Here is a 14,999-nt window from a genome sequence, read left to right on the forward strand (position 1 = left end):
GTCAGGGAAACCGAAATGCTTAGCCCTTTTTGTGGTTAAGCTTTGGCTTTCCTGGCTTTTGTTTGCTTTGTCATAAAGACGGGGCAGGCAAAAGTCTAAGTGGAGGAGAGTTAGGCAGAGTGGTGAAAGAAATGATCGTCATTGAGAATTTAGTTCATAAATACCGGACACCCCAAAGTGGGGAGTTTGCCGCCTTAAAAGGGGTAAGCTTGCAAATTGCCAAAGGTGAATTCGTGGTGATTATTGGCCACAATGGTTCAGGCAAATCCACTTTGGCCAAACATTTAAACGCCCTGCTTTTACCCCATAGCGGGAGGGTCCTGGTGAATGGCATTGATACCCGGGAAAAAGAAAAGCTGTGGGAGATCAGACAGCAGGTGGGCATGGTTTTTCAGAATCCCGATAACCAGTTGATCGCCACCACGGTGGAAGAAGATGTGGCCTTTGGCCCGGAGAACTTAGGGATCCCTCCTGCCGAAATTCGCAGGCGTGTGGATGAAGCCATGAATAGTGTGGGAATGAGTCAATATAAGACCAAAGCACCTCATCTGCTCTCAGGTGGACAGAAACAGCGGGTAGCTATAGCCGGTATCGTGGCCATGCGTCCCCAGGTCCTCGTACTGGATGAACCTACGGCCATGCTGGATCCTGTTGGCCGGGCGGAGGTAATGGAAACTGTTTTTCGTCTCAACCGGGAAGAGGGTCTTACCGTAGTACACATTACCCATTTTATGGAGGAAGCCGCCCACGCTCACCGGGTTGTCGTTATGGAAGAGGGCCAGATCGTCATGGAAGGGAGTCCAAGGGAAATCTTCGCCCAGGTGGACAGACTAAAAGAACTGCGCCTGGATGTTCCCCCTATGACTGAACTCAGCGCAACATTAAGGAAAGAAGGGGTTAAAATATCTCCGGATATTTTAACTGTTGAGGAAATGGTGGTGGCCTTATGTCCATAACCCTCCATGAGGTATACCATACCTACCAGCCTAACACTCCTTTTGAATACCATGCCCTGAGAAATATTTCTTTAGAAATAAAAGAAGGGGAATTTGTCGGGATTATCGGACATACGGGTTCGGGTAAATCCACCCTTGTCCAGCACTTTAACGGTCTACTAAAGGCTACCCAGGGTCGAGTTTTAATAGATGGTGTGGATATTAGCGGCAAAGAGGTAAAACTCAAAGAAATTCGTCAAAAAGTAGGCCTGGTTTTTCAATATCCGGAACATCAACTTTTCGAAGAAACTGTAGCGGCTGACATTGCTTTTGGTCCCAAGAATTTAGGTTTATCACCTGATAAGATTGTCAAAAGAGTAAAGAAGGCCATGGCCATGGTCAAACTTGATTATGAACGCTACAAGGACAGTTCACCCTTTGTTTTAAGCGGCGGGGAAAAAAGAAGGGTAGCCATCGCCGGTGTACTGGCCATGGAACCCAAATACCTGGTTTTGGATGAGCCCACGGCAGGCCTGGATCCCAAAGGAAGGGACGAAATTCTGGCCCAGATTGCGGATTTGCACCGGGAAGCCGGGCTAACCGTTGTGCTGGTTTCCCATAGTATGGATGATGTAGCCCGCCTGGCCAGCCGGCTTATTGTCATGCACCAGGGGGAAGTTGTCTATAATAATCACCCGCGCCAGGTTTTCAGCGAAAATAACCGGCTTAAAAAGATTGGCTTAGATATACCGACGGTAACAAAACTGATGATAGCCTTAAAGGAAAAGGGCTGGCCGGTACGAACAGACATACTGACGATTGAGGAAGCCAAAGGGGAAATTCTTAAAGCGGTTAAGGGGGGGAAGCCTCATGCTTAAAGACATTACCATCGGTCAATATATACCGGGTAATTCCGCAATTCATCAATTAGACCCCCGGACTAAGATTATTACCCTTGTTCTCTATATGGTCGGTCTTTTTCTCGTTAACAATGTTACGGGATATGCTGTAGTTACAGGTTTTACCGCCCTTGTGATTTTACTTTCCGGCATCTCCCTGAAAATTATTTTGAAAGGATTAAAACCCCTTCTCTTTATTATAGTCTTAACCCTGGGCTTACACCTTTTTATGACTTCCGGAGAGATAATCTGGCAGTGGGGATTTTTGAAGATTACTTCCCAGGGGCTGCGCCAGGGTATTTTTATGGCACTGCGTCTTATTTTCCTTGTTACCATCACCTCTCTTTTAACCTTGACTACAACGCCCATTGCCCTTACGGACGGGATAGAGAAGGTATTAAAAGCATTGTTTATTCCGGCGGCCCACGAATTGGCCATGATGATGACTATTGCGCTCCGTTTTATTCCTACACTCATTGAGGAGACGGAAAAAATTATGAAAGCCCAGATGGCCAGGGGGGCGGATTTTGATACCGGGGGGTTATTAGCGAGGGCAAAGAGTTTAATTCCTCTTCTTGTTCCCCTGTTCTTAAGCTCTTTCCGGAGAGCCGATGAACTGGCCATGGCTATGGAAGCCAGGTGTTACCGGGGCGGCGAAAACCGGACACGTCTTAAACAACTATTGATGGGAACCAGGGATTATTTTGCTTTCGGGATAACCGGGCTCTTTTTAGCTATCACTATTGTAACCAGGTATATGGTGTAGACTTATGCGGAATATCAAGCTGGTTTTGGCTTATGACGGTACCAACTATCATGGTTTTCAGAAGCAAAACAATACCAGGCTCAAGACCATCCAGGGAACTTTGGAGGATGCTCTCCGGGTGCTGACCAAAGAAGAGGTAAAGGTTATAGGCTCAGGGAGGACCGATGCCGGTGTCCATGCCCAGGGCCAGGTTGTGAATTTCCTGAGTCATACTACCATTCCTCCGGAAAGGTTTCCCCTGGCGCTGAACTCCGTTCTCCCCTCCGATATTGTGGTTTGGGAAGCGGAAGACGTACCCCAAGAGTTTCACGCCCGCTTTGATGCCGTGAAAAAAACCTATCGCTATACAATTTATAACGACAGGCATCTTTCCCCCTTTTGGCGCTATTTCGCCTATCATGTGCCGGTACCCCTGGATATAGAGCGAATGTCCGTTGCTGCCCGGGAATTTCAAGGAACCCATGATTTTAGAGGTTTTTGTGCCAAAGACACGGCTGTAAAGGATTTTGTCAGGACCATCTATACCTGCCAGGTGGAAAAAGAGGGGCCTCTGGTCACTATTACTGTCACAGGTGATGGTTTCCTATATAATATGGTAAGAATCATGACAGGAACACTCATTGAGGTTGGGCTCGGCAAACGCCGGCCGGAAGAAATACCCGGTCTCCTTGCCGCCAAAGAGCGTAAGCTGGCCGGTGCAACGGTACCACCCCAGGGCTTATGTCTCTGGTCAGTGGAGTATAAAAATGGGAACTGATATATTTAAGGAAGAATATAGCTGCCTGCATGTATGAAAGAAAACTTGACACGGCAGGGCCCGTTGTATTAGAATGATTTCATGAGCATTTTTGCGTATTTTTGATTCCACTAGCCCCGGGATCAATGATATATAGCCAATTAGATTTTTAGGAGGGAACAGAATTGCGTACCTTCATGGCGAAGGCCCAGGATATTAAAAGAAAATGGTACATCATCGATGCTGCCGATAAGACCCTTGGTCGCCTGGCATCAGAAGCTGCCGCTATTTTACGTGGTAAACATAAACCCACCTTTACACCCCATGTGGATACCGGTGACCATGTGATTATTATTAATGCCGAAAAAGTACAGCTTACCGGTAAAAAACTGCACCAAAAACAATTAATCAGGCATTCCCGTTTCCCCGGTGGTCTGAAAACCATCGACTATGCTACACTTTTACAGACAAGACCTGAACTGGCCGTAGAGGCAGCCATTAAGGGAATGCTGCCCCATAACCGTTTAGGCGCTGCCATGTACCGGAAACTTAAAGTATACAGAGGACCACAACATCCCCATGAAGCTCAAAAACCCGAAGTTTGGGAATTACGGGGTTAAGGGAAGGGAGGAATAAATAGTGGCACAAGTACAATATGCCGGAACTGGACGACGTAAAACTTCTGTAGCTCGTGTACGTATTGTACCTGGTGAAGGTAAAGTCGTTATCAATAACAGACCTTTAACCGAATATTTCGGTAAGAAGACTTTAGAGATGATCGTTAAGCAGCCTTTAGTACTTACGAATACTGAAGGACGTTTTGATGTGCTGGCTAAAGTCATGGGCGGCGGTATCACTGGTCAAGCCGGTGCTGTACGTTTAGGTATTGCCCGTGCCCTTTTAAAGGCAGATGCAGGCTTAAGACCATTATTAAAGCGTGCTGGTTTCTTAACCCGTGACCCGCGCATGAAGGAGCGTAAGAAGTACGGCTTAAAAGGCGCTCGTCGTGCACCTCAATTCTCCAAGCGTTAATTATAAAAAAACACTCCCGTACGGGAGTGTTTTTTTTACGACCTCCGCTATCTGACATCTAACGCTAGTAACCAGTGACCAGTGAACCCCAGATCGTTAACCGTGATGACGTGAACCGTGAACCGTATTATAGTCGCACCCTGTGGCCTTAATCACGGTTAACTGTTAACGGTTAAAGTGGTACGAATAAAGTACTGCAAACTACCAACTATCAACTATCAACTATCAACTATCAACTAACAACTAACTGTCATACCCCGACCACTCCCTTAATATCATGGTAAAAGAACCTGGATAAAGGGGAGTAGGGAATGAGAATTATAGAGATCAAGAAACGCTATATTGTATGGGCTTTGTTAGTTGTTTTTGTTGCGGGCAGCCTTTTTAGGTTTGAACACTGGAGAAAGAGCCAGGAGGCTCAGGCTATCAGAGCCATGTCTTGGGTTGTGGCCAGCCGGGTAATCATTGTTGATCCCGGTCATGGAGGAGAAGACCCGGGTAAAGTGAGTCCCTCCGGGGTCTACGAAAAAGATATTAACTTAGCGGTAGCCAAAAAGCTTTTTACCATCCTCTCTCAAGGGGGCGCCACAGTGATTATGACCCGGGATAAAGATGCGGCTTTAAGCAACGGTCAGGATACTGTGCGCCAGAGAAAGAGAGCTGATCTTATCTCAAGGGTGGAATTAGCGGAAAAAGCCAATGCCGATATGTATATAGCCCTTCACTGTAATTCCTTTCCCTCGGGGCGCTGGTACGGGGCCCAGACTTTTTACAGTCCTTCTGTACCGGGCAGCAAGGAACTGGCTACCTTTATCCAGGAGGAACTGGTAGCTTTCCTAGGGAATACCACGCGTAAGCCTAAAGCCGACTCCTCTTCCCTCATCTTTAAAACAGCCAGGTTACCCATTGTCAATGTGGAGATGGGTTTCCTCTCCAATAAAGAGGAGGAGAAACTCTTACAGGACCCTGCATACCAGGATAAAATCGCCTGGTCCATATACGCCGGAGTAGTACGGTATTTGATGGAATACGGGGAACAATATAAACCGACGATGGAGTACATAGAGAAATGAAATAACAGCCAAAAGGCTGTTTATTTCATTTTTAAAAAAATTTTATTATGGTTAATAAATATAACATGAGGGGAATGAGGATTGGTGATAACAGCAAATAGCTACCCAATTGTCAACGGGACCTTTATTCAAGCAGACATGACTTTAAGCTGGGACAGGAAAACGTGGGAGAGTGAATTTCATTATCTCCATGAAGTAGGAATGCGATACCTTGTCCTGATGGGCATAACAAGTACCGCGGGGAATGTGACGAAAACCATTTATCCTTCTAAAATAACGGGTTTTCAGAAAACAGGACAAGTGGATGCTCTGGATTTATGTCTAAGTAGTGCCGAAGCGGCAGGTTTTAAAGTTTTTCTGGGGATTAACTTTAATCAAGAATGGTGGAAGAAAGGAGCCAGGGACCCCCAATGGCTTTATCGGCAAATGGACAGGGGTAATTTAATTGCGGATGAACTGTATGAATTGTATCATCATAAATATTCTGGGGCTTTTCATGGTTGGTACTGGGAGTATGAGGTAGACAATCTTAATTTCAAAACTGAAAAAGAATTAGCGGTTTTAGCCAAGGCCCTTAATATAACCCTCTTACACTTAAAAGAAGATAAAGAAAAGCTGCCCCTGTTGTTATCTCCTTTTATGAACAAGCGTTACTCCACTCCCGAAGAATATGGGGAGAACTGGGCCTTCGTTTTTAGCAATACTGAATTGGGACAAGGAGATATCTTTTGCCCTCAGGATTGTGTGGGCGGCGGGGGGTTGGAATTAGGAGACGTAACACGCTGGTTTACAGCCCTAAAAAAGGCTGTAGATACGAAACCTGGATTGCTATTCTGGGCTAATGTGGAATCTTTTGACCATAAAAACTGGGTGAGTGCACCTTTAAAACGTTTTATAAAGCAACTGGAGACTGTAAGCCCCCTGGTAGATAACTGTCTGACCTTTTCTTACAGTCATTACTACAGCCCTAATAATATCGATAAGGGTTTTCATGAGACTTATTTGGATTATGTAGAAAAGGGCAGCCTTGAAGGGGGGAAACCTGCTCCTCCCGGGGAGGTGAAAGCAAGAAAAGTTGGCAAGACGCAGTTTTTAATTAGCTGGGGGCCAGCCAGTGACGATTTTGGCATATGTGGTTATTTATTGTACCGTGATAAAAAATTAATCTTTTCTACCCAGGCACAGAGAAAATATGGAGGGGATCCCCAAGGGATAGTCATGAGCTATACCGATACAGCGTTTCCCTATTTAACATGGAAAAATCCCATCTATGAGGTAAGAGCTTTTGATTTCGCCGGAAATGTGTCTGACTCCGTAAAAGCTGTAAACGTTGTATAACGGCAAATAGAAGACAATCCAGGCAGTAATTACCAGAAATCAATGCTTCTGAGGAAAAGTAGTAAAAACTCCGGCAGGGAATACTGTAGATAAAAAATGGAGCAGGCAAATATGATAAAAAAAACGCTATTCATTAATACAGTGTTTTTGGCCGTCCAAACCCTAATCATAACAGGATTAGTATTAAGGAAGCAAACCCATTATGCTGTGGATACCGCAGTTGTCTTAGCTGCCTATTTGGCTTTTATCTATTTTGAAAAGAAAAAACAAATTCACATTGAAAATCATCTAAGAGTATTAGTGCTCTTGAGTCTTATTGGCCATAACTTAATCGGTGAATACTTCGGCGCTTACAAGGGGCAGTATTTTGATAAGGCTCTACACATGTTTGGTGCTTTCTCTTTTGCCCTCTTTGCTTATTCCTTCTTAAACAAGACCATATATCTTCCTGTTACCTCATCATTACAGGTAGTTATTTTTATTACCCTGTTAGGCATTGGTTTAGGTACTCTTTTCGAGATTCTTGAATTTGCTTTGGATAAAATGTTCCAAGTGCAAAAGCAAAATGGTTTAACAGATACCAACTTCGACCTTATTTCTGATACCCTTGGTGCGTTATTGGCCGGTTTTTATGGTGCACACAGGCAAATAAAAATCAAATGACCCCGGGAGGGGTCATTTGTATTATGGGGAGGAGAAAACACTGATGGATATTGGTATTAATGGTTTTACAAAGAAAATGAGACAAAATTTGAGAATATAGCAGGAAAATCGACTTTTTTGTCGAAAAATTATAAATGGTAAATCTTACTATGGGAGGATACATTACATGCAGATTCCATTTCTGTCATGGCTGTTACAGGGAGTGCCCGAATCAATTGCTATGGTTGCCTTTGTATTTGCCTTGGCAAGCCAGCCATTTACTCGTAAGATTATATTGATTGGTCTTCTATATGGAATAAGTGCCTATATTATCCGGTTTTTGCCTTTCACACCCGGGGTACATATGGTAATATTGGTATTTATTTTAGCCTTTTTGACAGCTAAATATGCCGATATAGAGTTTCGCAAAACTATATTATACAGTTTCCTCGCTTTTGTTTTACTTATGATTTATGAGATGTTTTTCTTCTGGTTACACAGTAGCTTAAATATAGTATCACCGGAAAAATTAAAGAACGATGTCATGCTAAGAACAATTACTGGGCTACCACAGGTAATTATGATGTTTATCACCGCTTGGGGTATAGGAAAAATACGTGCGAAATAGGATTAAGTTTAATGAAAAGGCTCCGATAATATTATTTAAGAAAAGTATGGTATTTTACTATACTTTTTCTTTATTTTGGAAGGAAAATGGAAAAATATATAGAATTAAGTAACCTAAAAGAGGGAATGGAGGAAAATATGTCTTACTCAGGGTTAAGTACACGCATCAGTTCATATTTAGCTCGAGAATTAAAATACTGCGAGGAAAAAAAGAAAATTTTGGCATATGCTGTGGAAAGTATATTAATAACAGTACTGGGTTTTGCCATTATTATGTTTATCGGTCTGTTACTAAGAGCGCCATATGAAACCTTTTTTGCAGCTGTGGCCGCTGGTACATTAAGAAAATTCAGCGGGGGAGCACACTTTTCTACACCTGCAAAATGCTTGCTTACCGGCGGTTTGGTCTACCCACTATTCGGATTGACAGTAAAAAATGTCTTACTGGATTATGTGAAAGAACCCATGTTTTTAACAGTTGTTTTAGCTGCAGCAGCTGTAAGCTTTTACATGGTTTTCAAATATGCTCCGGTGGATTCGGTGAACAAACCCATAGTCTCGCCAGAATTTCGAAAAAAATTATTTAGGGCCTCAATAATCACAGTGTTAGTGTTTTATGCAGTGGCATTTTTAAATTATCGTACAAGTTTAGGATTATCCATATTAGGGGGAATTTTTCTTCAGGCAGTTACCTTGCTGCCCCCCCTCAATGGGCAAAGGAGGTGAATATCATGGGTAAGATCAAAATGTTGTTGCTAACCCTTACATCCACACTGTTATTCTTAATTGCTACTGTTAGTAGCGCTTTTGCGTGTAGCGCATGGTACCATCAGCCCGAAACTCCCAAGAGCCTCATCAAGTAGTCTAAGAGGTGGGTTTACTCCACCTCCTTTCATTAGGAGAGGGTTTTGTTGAAGAGATTTGAAATTAACAGAAACGAAAAAATCGAGGAATACGTTTTTATTACCCAGGTGCTCTTTTATTTTTTAATGGGAATCTTAGTTATACGGGTGTTTCATATACCTTATGATACCCCTTTGCTTTGGAACGGAAACGGGTTGCTACTGCTTTTTGCCTTCTTAGGCGTGATTTTTATAAAGGCTATGCAAAGGGAAAAAAATATTGCCAGTAAAAAAATCGATTATCTTGTTAATGCCATATACCTCATTATGGGCTGTTATCTTTTAATCCATGAACGGGAAACATTTTTTAAAATACTTTTAGTCAGTAGTTATGCAGTTTCAGGATAATTTTTCCAATTCCATAACCTAAGTTCCAAAGAATGTGGCCAGAATTTATCAATAAGCCTTGAAAAACGCTGGGTTGCCGTGTCAAAATAGACTTGGATCAACTGCTCGCAACAGCGGATCCGACAACCGGCGTTGAAGAAGTACCTTATCACTTCGCAGAGGGAGGGGGCTTGTTCGGCGCCTTCTTTATTGCACTCCCAAGAGGCATAACAAAGAAGGGTCTTCGCTGTAAACAAGAGCTCCACATGTGCGAAATGAGCTGTTTCAGACTGAGCATAGCAAGATGTTAAACCAAGATTCTGTTTAGCGGTGCGGTAAAAAACTTCTATTCTCCATCGTTTAGCATAGGCAGTTGCAGCTTCTTCCGGCGTATCTACGCGATTGCTTATCAGGAGATACGCATCCTTGAAGGTTGCCGGGCATTCTTCCTCCGGAAGAACTATGCTGCCCTCGACAGCCTGCTTCTCATAAGTGGCTGCAATGGCAGCTATGGGTAAAAAACGTTGTCTAGTAATGGGTTTTCCCTTGCGTGTTAAGGTCTCATAGGGCATTTTGATGTAAATGTCCGGAATACTGAGAACCGATTCTTTGCCAAGGACCCGAAGCTGGGAATAAACTTCTCGCAGCAGTTGCTTCGGATTAAGTTTAATGTAGCGTTCCTTTCCTAGTACCGGGTCGTAGATTTTCCTGAATAGCGCCGTGTTACGTTTGGCTTTGGTAACCCAGTCAAAATTTTGACCCATCAGCCAGTTCAGGAACTTTTTACACAAAAACCAGCGATCCATGGCTACCCAGAGTCTGGCCTTGTTCAACTGACGCACCTCTGCGAGCATCTGTTTAGCAAGATCAAGCTTGGTTTGTTTTTCATTCTCCTGGCCATTTTTAACCCAGAAGCGCCACAGCATAGGATATTCGAGCCCATTCTTTAAGACAGCCAGGGTCGACACAAGATTAATGCACCATACATGGCACTTATCCGAACTGTCAAAGAGCCAACAGAGAAAGGGGATTTTTTTACCGTGAGGATGCTCAATTTTAGTATCGTCTAAGGCAATGATATCGCCGTCGGTCAGCCTGCTATCCGTGTTTTCTTGTAACCTGGCAAATCTGCCCAAAGAGAACCGGAGCCACTGAAAGGGCTTGGAGAGAAACCGGCTGAAGGCACTTTGAGAGATGATTTGCCCGGAAAGCAGTTGTTGTAAAAATGGAGCTTCCGTTGAAAACTTAGCATTTTGATTTGCAGAACTTGAATGATTAGCAAGGCCGCAGATGTAGGCAAAAGCCAGGAGCCACGCTGGAATTCCGGAGTGTTTGCGTATTCCGGACTGGGAAAACAGCAGAGACAGGTCAAACAAATCCCAAATTGTCTTGAGTACCGGGATTCCGGCACCTTGACCGTGATCCTTTTTTTCGAAAGTTGGTTTACACAGTTTCTTCATCAACATCACCCATATCGCTAGAGTGATGGTAAAAAATACCATCCAAAGCGATTATGGGGGCTTTTCGAAAAAGTCAAGACCTTTTTTGTCGAAAATTAGGATCTTTTTTAAAATATTTTTTGAGTTATTATTTTCTATTTATTTCCACCAACTGCATAACTCCTGTTTTAGTAATGCCTGTTATTGTCAGATCTATTCAAGCAGGGTTAAAGGAAGGTTTTCTATGGGCTTCAATTTCTACCCTTGGTTTATTAATAACTACCATTATTGATAGCTCCTATCTAGAAATTGATATTATGGTAACTGGTATCATCTGGCTCCTGGCCTGGCTTTTGGGGAAAATGTCCGATACTGAGACCCAGATCAGAGAGGAGTTGCAGAATCTGGCTTATCTGGATGGGCTTACAGGTATTTATAACCACCGCAGTTTTCATAGTATTTTAGATGAACAGCTTTTGCGCGCAAAAATCGAAAATAAGAGTCTCGCCCTGCTCATGCTGGATGTAGACTATTTTAAATATTATAATGACGCCTATGGACACCAAAAGGGTGATGAGGTTCTTCGCACTATAGCAAAATTGATTGAAGAGAATACAAAACATATAGGTTTCTGTGCCCGCTACGGCGGCGAGGAATTTTCCGTAATTATTCCCGATTGCAATAAGGAATGTGGTTTGGAAATAGGGGAACTTATTAGACAAGCCGTAGAGAAAACGGATTTTAAGGGAGCTAACATTTTACCGAAAGGGAGACTGACCGTTTCGGTGGGGGTTGTCTGTTTTCCGGAGAGCGCCGATTCCAAGGAACAGTTGATCCAAAAAGCCGATGAGGCCATGTATAAAGCCAAATATACCAGCAAAAACAAAGTGGAGCTTTATTATTCGGTCCTGGATGAAATGAGCCACTCCTTGCAGGATAAAGAAAAAGACCTGCTCAACTCCCTGCGTACCTTGTTGATGGTAGTGAATGCCAAAGATCGATATACTTACGGTCACTCTGAGCGTGTTATGCATTATGCTTCGCAAATCGGGACAAGATTGGCTCTCTGGGAATGGGAAATCCAGGAACTCACTGTGGGTGCGCTGTTACATGACATTGGGAAGATTGAAATTAGCCGAGAAGTACTGAATAAACCGGGAAAATTGACACCTGAGGAATGGGAGGCGGTTAAGCAGCATCCTATGTGGGGAGCAGATATGATCCGTCCCATCAGTTCCCTGGGTGGTGCCGTTGATATAGTGCTGTATCATCATGAGAACTTTGATGGTTCTGGATACCCTAACGCCTTAAAAGGAGAGGAAATTCCTCTGGGTGCACGGATTTTACGGGTGGTCGACAGTTTTGACGCCATGACCACCAACCGTCCTTATAAAGATGCTCTCTCCATGAAACAAGCCCTGGAGGAATTAAATAAATACAAGGGCATCCATTATGACCCGGAGGTCGTGGAGGTCTTTACCAGGTATATTATCGATACGGGTATCATTGCTGAAAAAGCCTTAAATTGAAAGGACAGGAAATGAATACATTTTACACCTCCGCCAGGGAATACTAAGTGTGGAGGTGTATTGTATGCATATATGGGGTAAAAAACGAAAGAAAAGCAGCTTGTTTTATTACCTGGGCATACCTCTGGCTGTTTTAGCAGGGTACCAGCTATGGAAGAAATCAGACATGCTCCAGGAGATGATCTCCAGAGACCGCCGCGAACGTAATAACTATGACAACAGATACGAGGAAGATGAGTTTTAGGCCGGAAGAAACCTCCATCCCCAGACATCTTGTCTGGGGATCTGTTTTTTTGCAAAGTGCTCGTATTAATTTAGGAGAATAATATAAAATAGTATAGGAAGGTGATGTCAAATGCTAGAAATTATCACATATTTACCCCATCCGCCCATTGTTGTACCGGAGGTAGGCGGCAAAGAAGGAGAAAAAGTTGCGGCTACGGCCCGGGCCATGGAGCGTTTAGCCCGTCTAATCAAAGTGACTAATCCCCAGGTGCTGGTAGCTGTTACACCCCATGGACATGTGTTCAGTGATGCTGTTACCATAACAGCCCTGGATACCCTGGAAGGTGACTTAAGCCAGTTTGGAGCACCCCGGGTCAAAGTAAAATATGACTTGGATTTAGCTGGAGCCCAGAGCATAGTAGAACAGTGCCGGATCGAAGACATCCCCTGTGCTCTTCTCGATAAAGACGTTCTTTCCTCCTACAGGCTTTCCCCCAAAATGGACCATGGGCTTGTGGTTCCTTTTTCTTTTATTGAGAAAGCAGGTTGGCAGGGAAAAATAATTCCTGTCAATATGGGTTTACTGCCTTATGAAGAACTTTACCATTTCGGCAAAATCCTGCGGGATGTGCTTAATGGATTAGAAAGAAAATGGGTACTCTTAATCAGTGGTGATTTATCTCACCGTTTAACGTTAAATGCACCGGCAGGTTATTCACCCAGGGGTGCTGTTTTCGATGAAATCATCAGGCAGTGTGTGCGGGAGGCAGATATCAAAAGAGTATTTAGCCTTTCCCAGGATTTAATAGAAGAAGCAGGTGAATGTGGCCTCCGGCCCCTGGTGATGGGTTTAGGGGCCATGGATGGGTATGAGGTTAAAGCTGAGGAATTGTCCTATGAAGCACCTTTTGGTGTAGGTTATTTAGTGGCTAAGTTTGAACTTGGGACTCTTAATAAAGAGCGGGAACTGGTGGATGAGCTTATCAATGAACGAAAAACCAAAATAGCCCGTATACATGATAAAGAATCACCACCGGTGAAACTGGCCAGGGCCAGTATTATGCACTATTTAAAGGAAGGTAAATATTTAAAAATGCCTGAGGAATTTAAACATCTCCTGGAAGAGAAGGCAGGTGCCTTTGTCTCCTTAAAAAAACACGGCCAGTTACGGGGATGTATCGGAACCATTGAGGCTGTCCAGCCAAACCTGGGCCAGGAGATTATCCATAATGCCGTATCTGCCGCCCTTCATGATCCCCGCTTTGAACCTGTGATACTAACGGAAATGGATGAGATTACAATTTCCGTGGATGTCCTGGGCCATCCGGAAAAGATAACAGGAATGAAGGAGCTTGACCCTAAGAAATATGGGGTCATTGTAAGTTCTGGAAGGAAACGAGGGCTTCTTCTCCCAGATTTACCAGGTGTGGATACCGTGGAGGAACAGGTAAGAATAGCCAGGGAGAAGGCAGGTATCCGGCCGGATGAGCCCATTAGCCTGGAAAGATTTATGGTCACCAGATACTATTGAAGGGAATGTAGTGTTAGATGCACGAGGCTATGTATTGGATCCCAATGAAAGATGGGGATAACGAAGTCCGCTGCTTACTGTGCCCCCATGTGTGCGAAATACCGCCGGACGGCATTGGTTTGTGCCGGGTAAGAAAAAATGTAGAAGGAAGACTTTATACATTAAATTATGGGGAAGTTACGGCTGCGGCCCTTGATCCTATAGAGAAAAAGCCCCTGAAAAATTATATGCCGGGTAAATATATTTTTTCTCTGGGTGCTTTCGGTTGTAACCTGGCCTGTGGGTTCTGCCAGAACTGGACCATTGCCCACGGGGAAGCCCCCAGTTCATCTTTCCTTGCTCCGGAGAAAGCGGTGGCTCTTGCCCAGGACCTCTTGGCCCAGGGCAATATAGGCATCGCTTTTACTTATTCTGAACCTCTGATGTGGTATGAGTATGTCCTGGATACGGCCCAGGCCGGTAAAAAGGCAGGACTGAAAAATATTCTGGTAACCAACGGCTATATTAACCCCAAACCTTTAAAAGAACTTTTGCCCTATATTGATGCAGTCAACCTGGACATCAAGGCGTATACCGAAGGTTTTTATAATGACGTCTGTAAAGGCAAATTAAGTCCCGTACTGACCAGTGCCAAATTATTTGCAGAGGCATGCCACCTGGAAGTGACTACCCTGATTATACCCGGCCTCAACGACAGTCCCGAGGAAATCAGGAGCCTGGCCAGGTGGCTGGCCGGTATTAATCCCGACATACCTCTACATTTAAGCCGTTATTTTCCCAACTACAAATTCGACTTACCCCCTACTCCACGCCAGACCATGGAAAGAGCAGCTAAAGTGGCTGGGGAATACCTGCACAATGTTTATTTGGGAAATATTTAAATACCGAAAACCGATATCCGAGAATTGTATTAGAAAATCTGCTAGCAAGATGTTGAAACTTGTTGACGCAAGTTGGTAGTCGGTAGTTAGAGAACGGAGTCGGAAGTCGGTTAACGG

18 protein-coding genes are annotated in these 14,999 nt (G+C 43.9%); 17 read left to right on the forward strand and 1 reads right to left on the reverse strand.

Annotation, left to right across the window (positions count from 1 at the left end; translation table 11 throughout):
• Positions 1-119 precede the first annotated feature (119 nt).
• The 13 genes from BR63_RS15030 (at position 120) to BR63_RS15090 (ending at position 9,298) form a co-directional block, all read left to right on the forward strand.
• On the forward strand, positions 120-956 hold the full coding sequence (locus BR63_RS15030) for an energy-coupling factor transporter ATPase (protein WP_243269997.1): 837 nt from the start codon (positions 120-122) through the stop codon (positions 954-956).
• Entirely contained in the window at positions 947-1,813 is an 867-nt protein-coding gene (locus BR63_RS15035; RefSeq protein WP_034424929.1) for an energy-coupling factor transporter ATPase, read from the forward strand. The genes BR63_RS15030 and BR63_RS15035 overlap by 10 nt, the downstream gene beginning before the upstream one ends.
• Complete coding sequence (locus BR63_RS15040) at positions 1,806-2,600, forward strand: energy-coupling factor transporter transmembrane component T family protein (protein ID WP_034424930.1); 795 nt, start codon at positions 1,806-1,808, stop codon at positions 2,598-2,600. Before BR63_RS15035 ends, BR63_RS15040 begins: the two co-directional genes overlap by 8 nt.
• Positions 2,601-2,604: 4 nt before the next feature.
• Entirely contained in the window at positions 2,605-3,357 is a 753-nt protein-coding gene (truA, locus tag BR63_RS15045) for a tRNA pseudouridine(38-40) synthase TruA (RefSeq protein ID WP_034424932.1), read from the forward strand.
• A gap of 176 nt (positions 3,358-3,533) precedes the next feature.
• Entirely contained in the window at positions 3,534-3,956 is a 423-nt protein-coding gene (gene rplM / locus BR63_RS15050) for a 50S ribosomal protein L13 (protein WP_207724813.1), read from the forward strand.
• 19 nt (positions 3,957-3,975) lie between these two features.
• Positions 3,976-4,368 carry a 30S ribosomal protein S9 gene (rpsI, locus tag BR63_RS15055; RefSeq protein ID WP_034424937.1) on the forward strand — a complete coding sequence of 131 codons (393 nt, stop codon included), beginning with the start codon at positions 3,976-3,978 and terminating at the stop codon, positions 4,366-4,368.
• A gap of 311 nt (positions 4,369-4,679) precedes the next feature.
• Entirely contained in the window at positions 4,680-5,441 is a 762-nt protein-coding gene (locus BR63_RS15060; protein ID WP_051966156.1) for an N-acetylmuramoyl-L-alanine amidase, read from the forward strand.
• An 84-nt stretch (positions 5,442-5,525) separates the two neighbouring features.
• Entirely contained in the window at positions 5,526-6,779 is a 1,254-nt protein-coding gene (locus BR63_RS15065; RefSeq protein ID WP_243270123.1) for a DUF4434 domain-containing protein, read from the forward strand.
• 111 nt (positions 6,780-6,890) lie between these two features.
• Positions 6,891-7,442, forward strand: coding sequence for a DUF2238 domain-containing protein (locus BR63_RS15070; RefSeq protein WP_051966157.1), 552 nt, complete (start codon positions 6,891-6,893; stop codon positions 7,440-7,442).
• A gap of 166 nt (positions 7,443-7,608) precedes the next feature.
• The gene (locus BR63_RS15075) at positions 7,609-8,049 is read left to right on the forward strand and encodes a hypothetical protein (RefSeq protein ID WP_034424942.1); all 441 of its coding nucleotides are present in this window, start codon (positions 7,609-7,611) and stop codon (positions 8,047-8,049) included.
• Between the two features lie 86 nt (positions 8,050-8,135).
• Entirely contained in the window at positions 8,136-8,774 is a 639-nt protein-coding gene (locus tag BR63_RS15080; protein WP_051966159.1) for an accessory gene regulator ArgB-like protein, read from the forward strand.
• A gap of 20 nt (positions 8,775-8,794) precedes the next feature.
• On the forward strand, positions 8,795-8,911 hold the full coding sequence (locus BR63_RS15085; protein WP_243270124.1) for a cyclic lactone autoinducer peptide: 117 nt from the start codon (positions 8,795-8,797) through the stop codon (positions 8,909-8,911).
• Positions 8,912-8,959: 48 nt separating this feature from the next.
• Positions 8,960-9,298 (forward strand): hypothetical protein, encoded by a 339-nt coding sequence (locus BR63_RS15090; RefSeq protein ID WP_034424944.1) that lies wholly within the window; start codon positions 8,960-8,962, stop codon positions 9,296-9,298.
• Here BR63_RS15090 and BR63_RS15095 read toward each other — a convergent pair.
• On the reverse strand, positions 9,280-10,737 hold the full coding sequence (locus BR63_RS15095) for a transposase (protein ID WP_243269998.1): 1,458 nt from the start codon (positions 10,735-10,737) through the stop codon (positions 9,280-9,282). The two genes, BR63_RS15090 and BR63_RS15095, sit on opposite strands and share 19 nt — an antisense overlap.
• A 173-nt stretch (positions 10,738-10,910) precedes the next feature.
• Between BR63_RS15095 and BR63_RS15100 the strand changes: the two genes are divergently transcribed.
• The 4 genes from BR63_RS15100 (at position 10,911) to amrS (ending at position 14,882) form a co-directional block, all read left to right on the forward strand.
• Positions 10,911-12,245, forward strand: a complete 1,335-nt coding sequence (locus BR63_RS15100; RefSeq protein ID WP_187142706.1) for a bifunctional diguanylate cyclase/phosphohydrolase — start codon at positions 10,911-10,913, stop codon at positions 12,243-12,245.
• A gap of 64 nt (positions 12,246-12,309) precedes the next feature.
• A complete protein-coding gene (locus BR63_RS15105) occupies positions 12,310-12,489 on the forward strand; it encodes a hypothetical protein (protein ID WP_034423440.1) in 180 nt (59 codons plus the stop codon).
• A 111-nt stretch (positions 12,490-12,600) separates the two neighbouring features.
• Positions 12,601-14,001, forward strand: a complete 1,401-nt coding sequence (gene amrA / locus BR63_RS15110; RefSeq protein ID WP_034423441.1) for an AmmeMemoRadiSam system protein A — start codon at positions 12,601-12,603, stop codon at positions 13,999-14,001.
• A gap of 29 nt (positions 14,002-14,030) precedes the next feature.
• Complete coding sequence (gene amrS / locus BR63_RS15115) at positions 14,031-14,882, forward strand: AmmeMemoRadiSam system radical SAM enzyme (RefSeq protein ID WP_243269999.1); 852 nt, start codon at positions 14,031-14,033, stop codon at positions 14,880-14,882.
• Positions 14,883-14,999: the final 117 nt, after the last annotated feature.

Source organism: Thermanaerosceptrum fracticalcis, from assembly GCF_000746025.2.
GTDB classification, from domain to species: Bacteria; Bacillota; Peptococcia; order DRI-13; family DRI-13; genus Thermanaerosceptrum; species Thermanaerosceptrum fracticalcis.

What these genes read in the sequence shown, in the direction of transcription:
- BR63_RS15035 (WP_034424929.1), top strand. Translation starts at nt 947, where the DNA reads ATGTCCATAACCCTCCATGAGGTATACCATACCTACCAGCCTAACACT.
- BR63_RS15040 (WP_034424930.1), top strand. Translation starts at nt 1,806, where the DNA reads ATGCTTAAAGACATTACCATCGGTCAATATATACCGGGTAATTCCGCA.
- truA (WP_034424932.1), top strand. Translation starts at nt 2,605, where the DNA reads ATGCGGAATATCAAGCTGGTTTTGGCTTATGACGGTACCAACTATCAT.
- rplM (WP_207724813.1), top strand. Translation starts at nt 3,534, where the DNA reads ATGGCGAAGGCCCAGGATATTAAAAGAAAATGGTACATCATCGATGCT.
- BR63_RS15060 (WP_051966156.1), top strand. Translation starts at nt 4,680, where the DNA reads ATGAGAATTATAGAGATCAAGAAACGCTATATTGTATGGGCTTTGTTA.
- BR63_RS15070 (WP_051966157.1), top strand. Translation starts at nt 6,891, where the DNA reads ATGATAAAAAAAACGCTATTCATTAATACAGTGTTTTTGGCCGTCCAA.
- BR63_RS15075 (WP_034424942.1), top strand. Translation starts at nt 7,609, where the DNA reads ATGCAGATTCCATTTCTGTCATGGCTGTTACAGGGAGTGCCCGAATCA.
- BR63_RS15080 (WP_051966159.1), top strand. Translation starts at nt 8,136, where the DNA reads ATGGAAAAATATATAGAATTAAGTAACCTAAAAGAGGGAATGGAGGAA.
- BR63_RS15085 (WP_243270124.1), top strand. Translation starts at nt 8,795, where the DNA reads ATGTTGTTGCTAACCCTTACATCCACACTGTTATTCTTAATTGCTACT.
- BR63_RS15095 (WP_243269998.1), bottom strand. Translation starts at nt 10,737, where the DNA reads ATGAAGAAACTGTGTAAACCAACTTTCGAAAAAAAGGATCACGGTCAA.
- BR63_RS15100 (WP_187142706.1), top strand. Translation starts at nt 10,911, where the DNA reads ATGCCTGTTATTGTCAGATCTATTCAAGCAGGGTTAAAGGAAGGTTTT.
- BR63_RS15105 (WP_034423440.1), top strand. Translation starts at nt 12,310, where the DNA reads ATGCATATATGGGGTAAAAAACGAAAGAAAAGCAGCTTGTTTTATTAC.
- amrA (WP_034423441.1), top strand. Translation starts at nt 12,601, where the DNA reads ATGCTAGAAATTATCACATATTTACCCCATCCGCCCATTGTTGTACCG.
- amrS (WP_243269999.1), top strand. Translation starts at nt 14,031, where the DNA reads ATGTATTGGATCCCAATGAAAGATGGGGATAACGAAGTCCGCTGCTTA.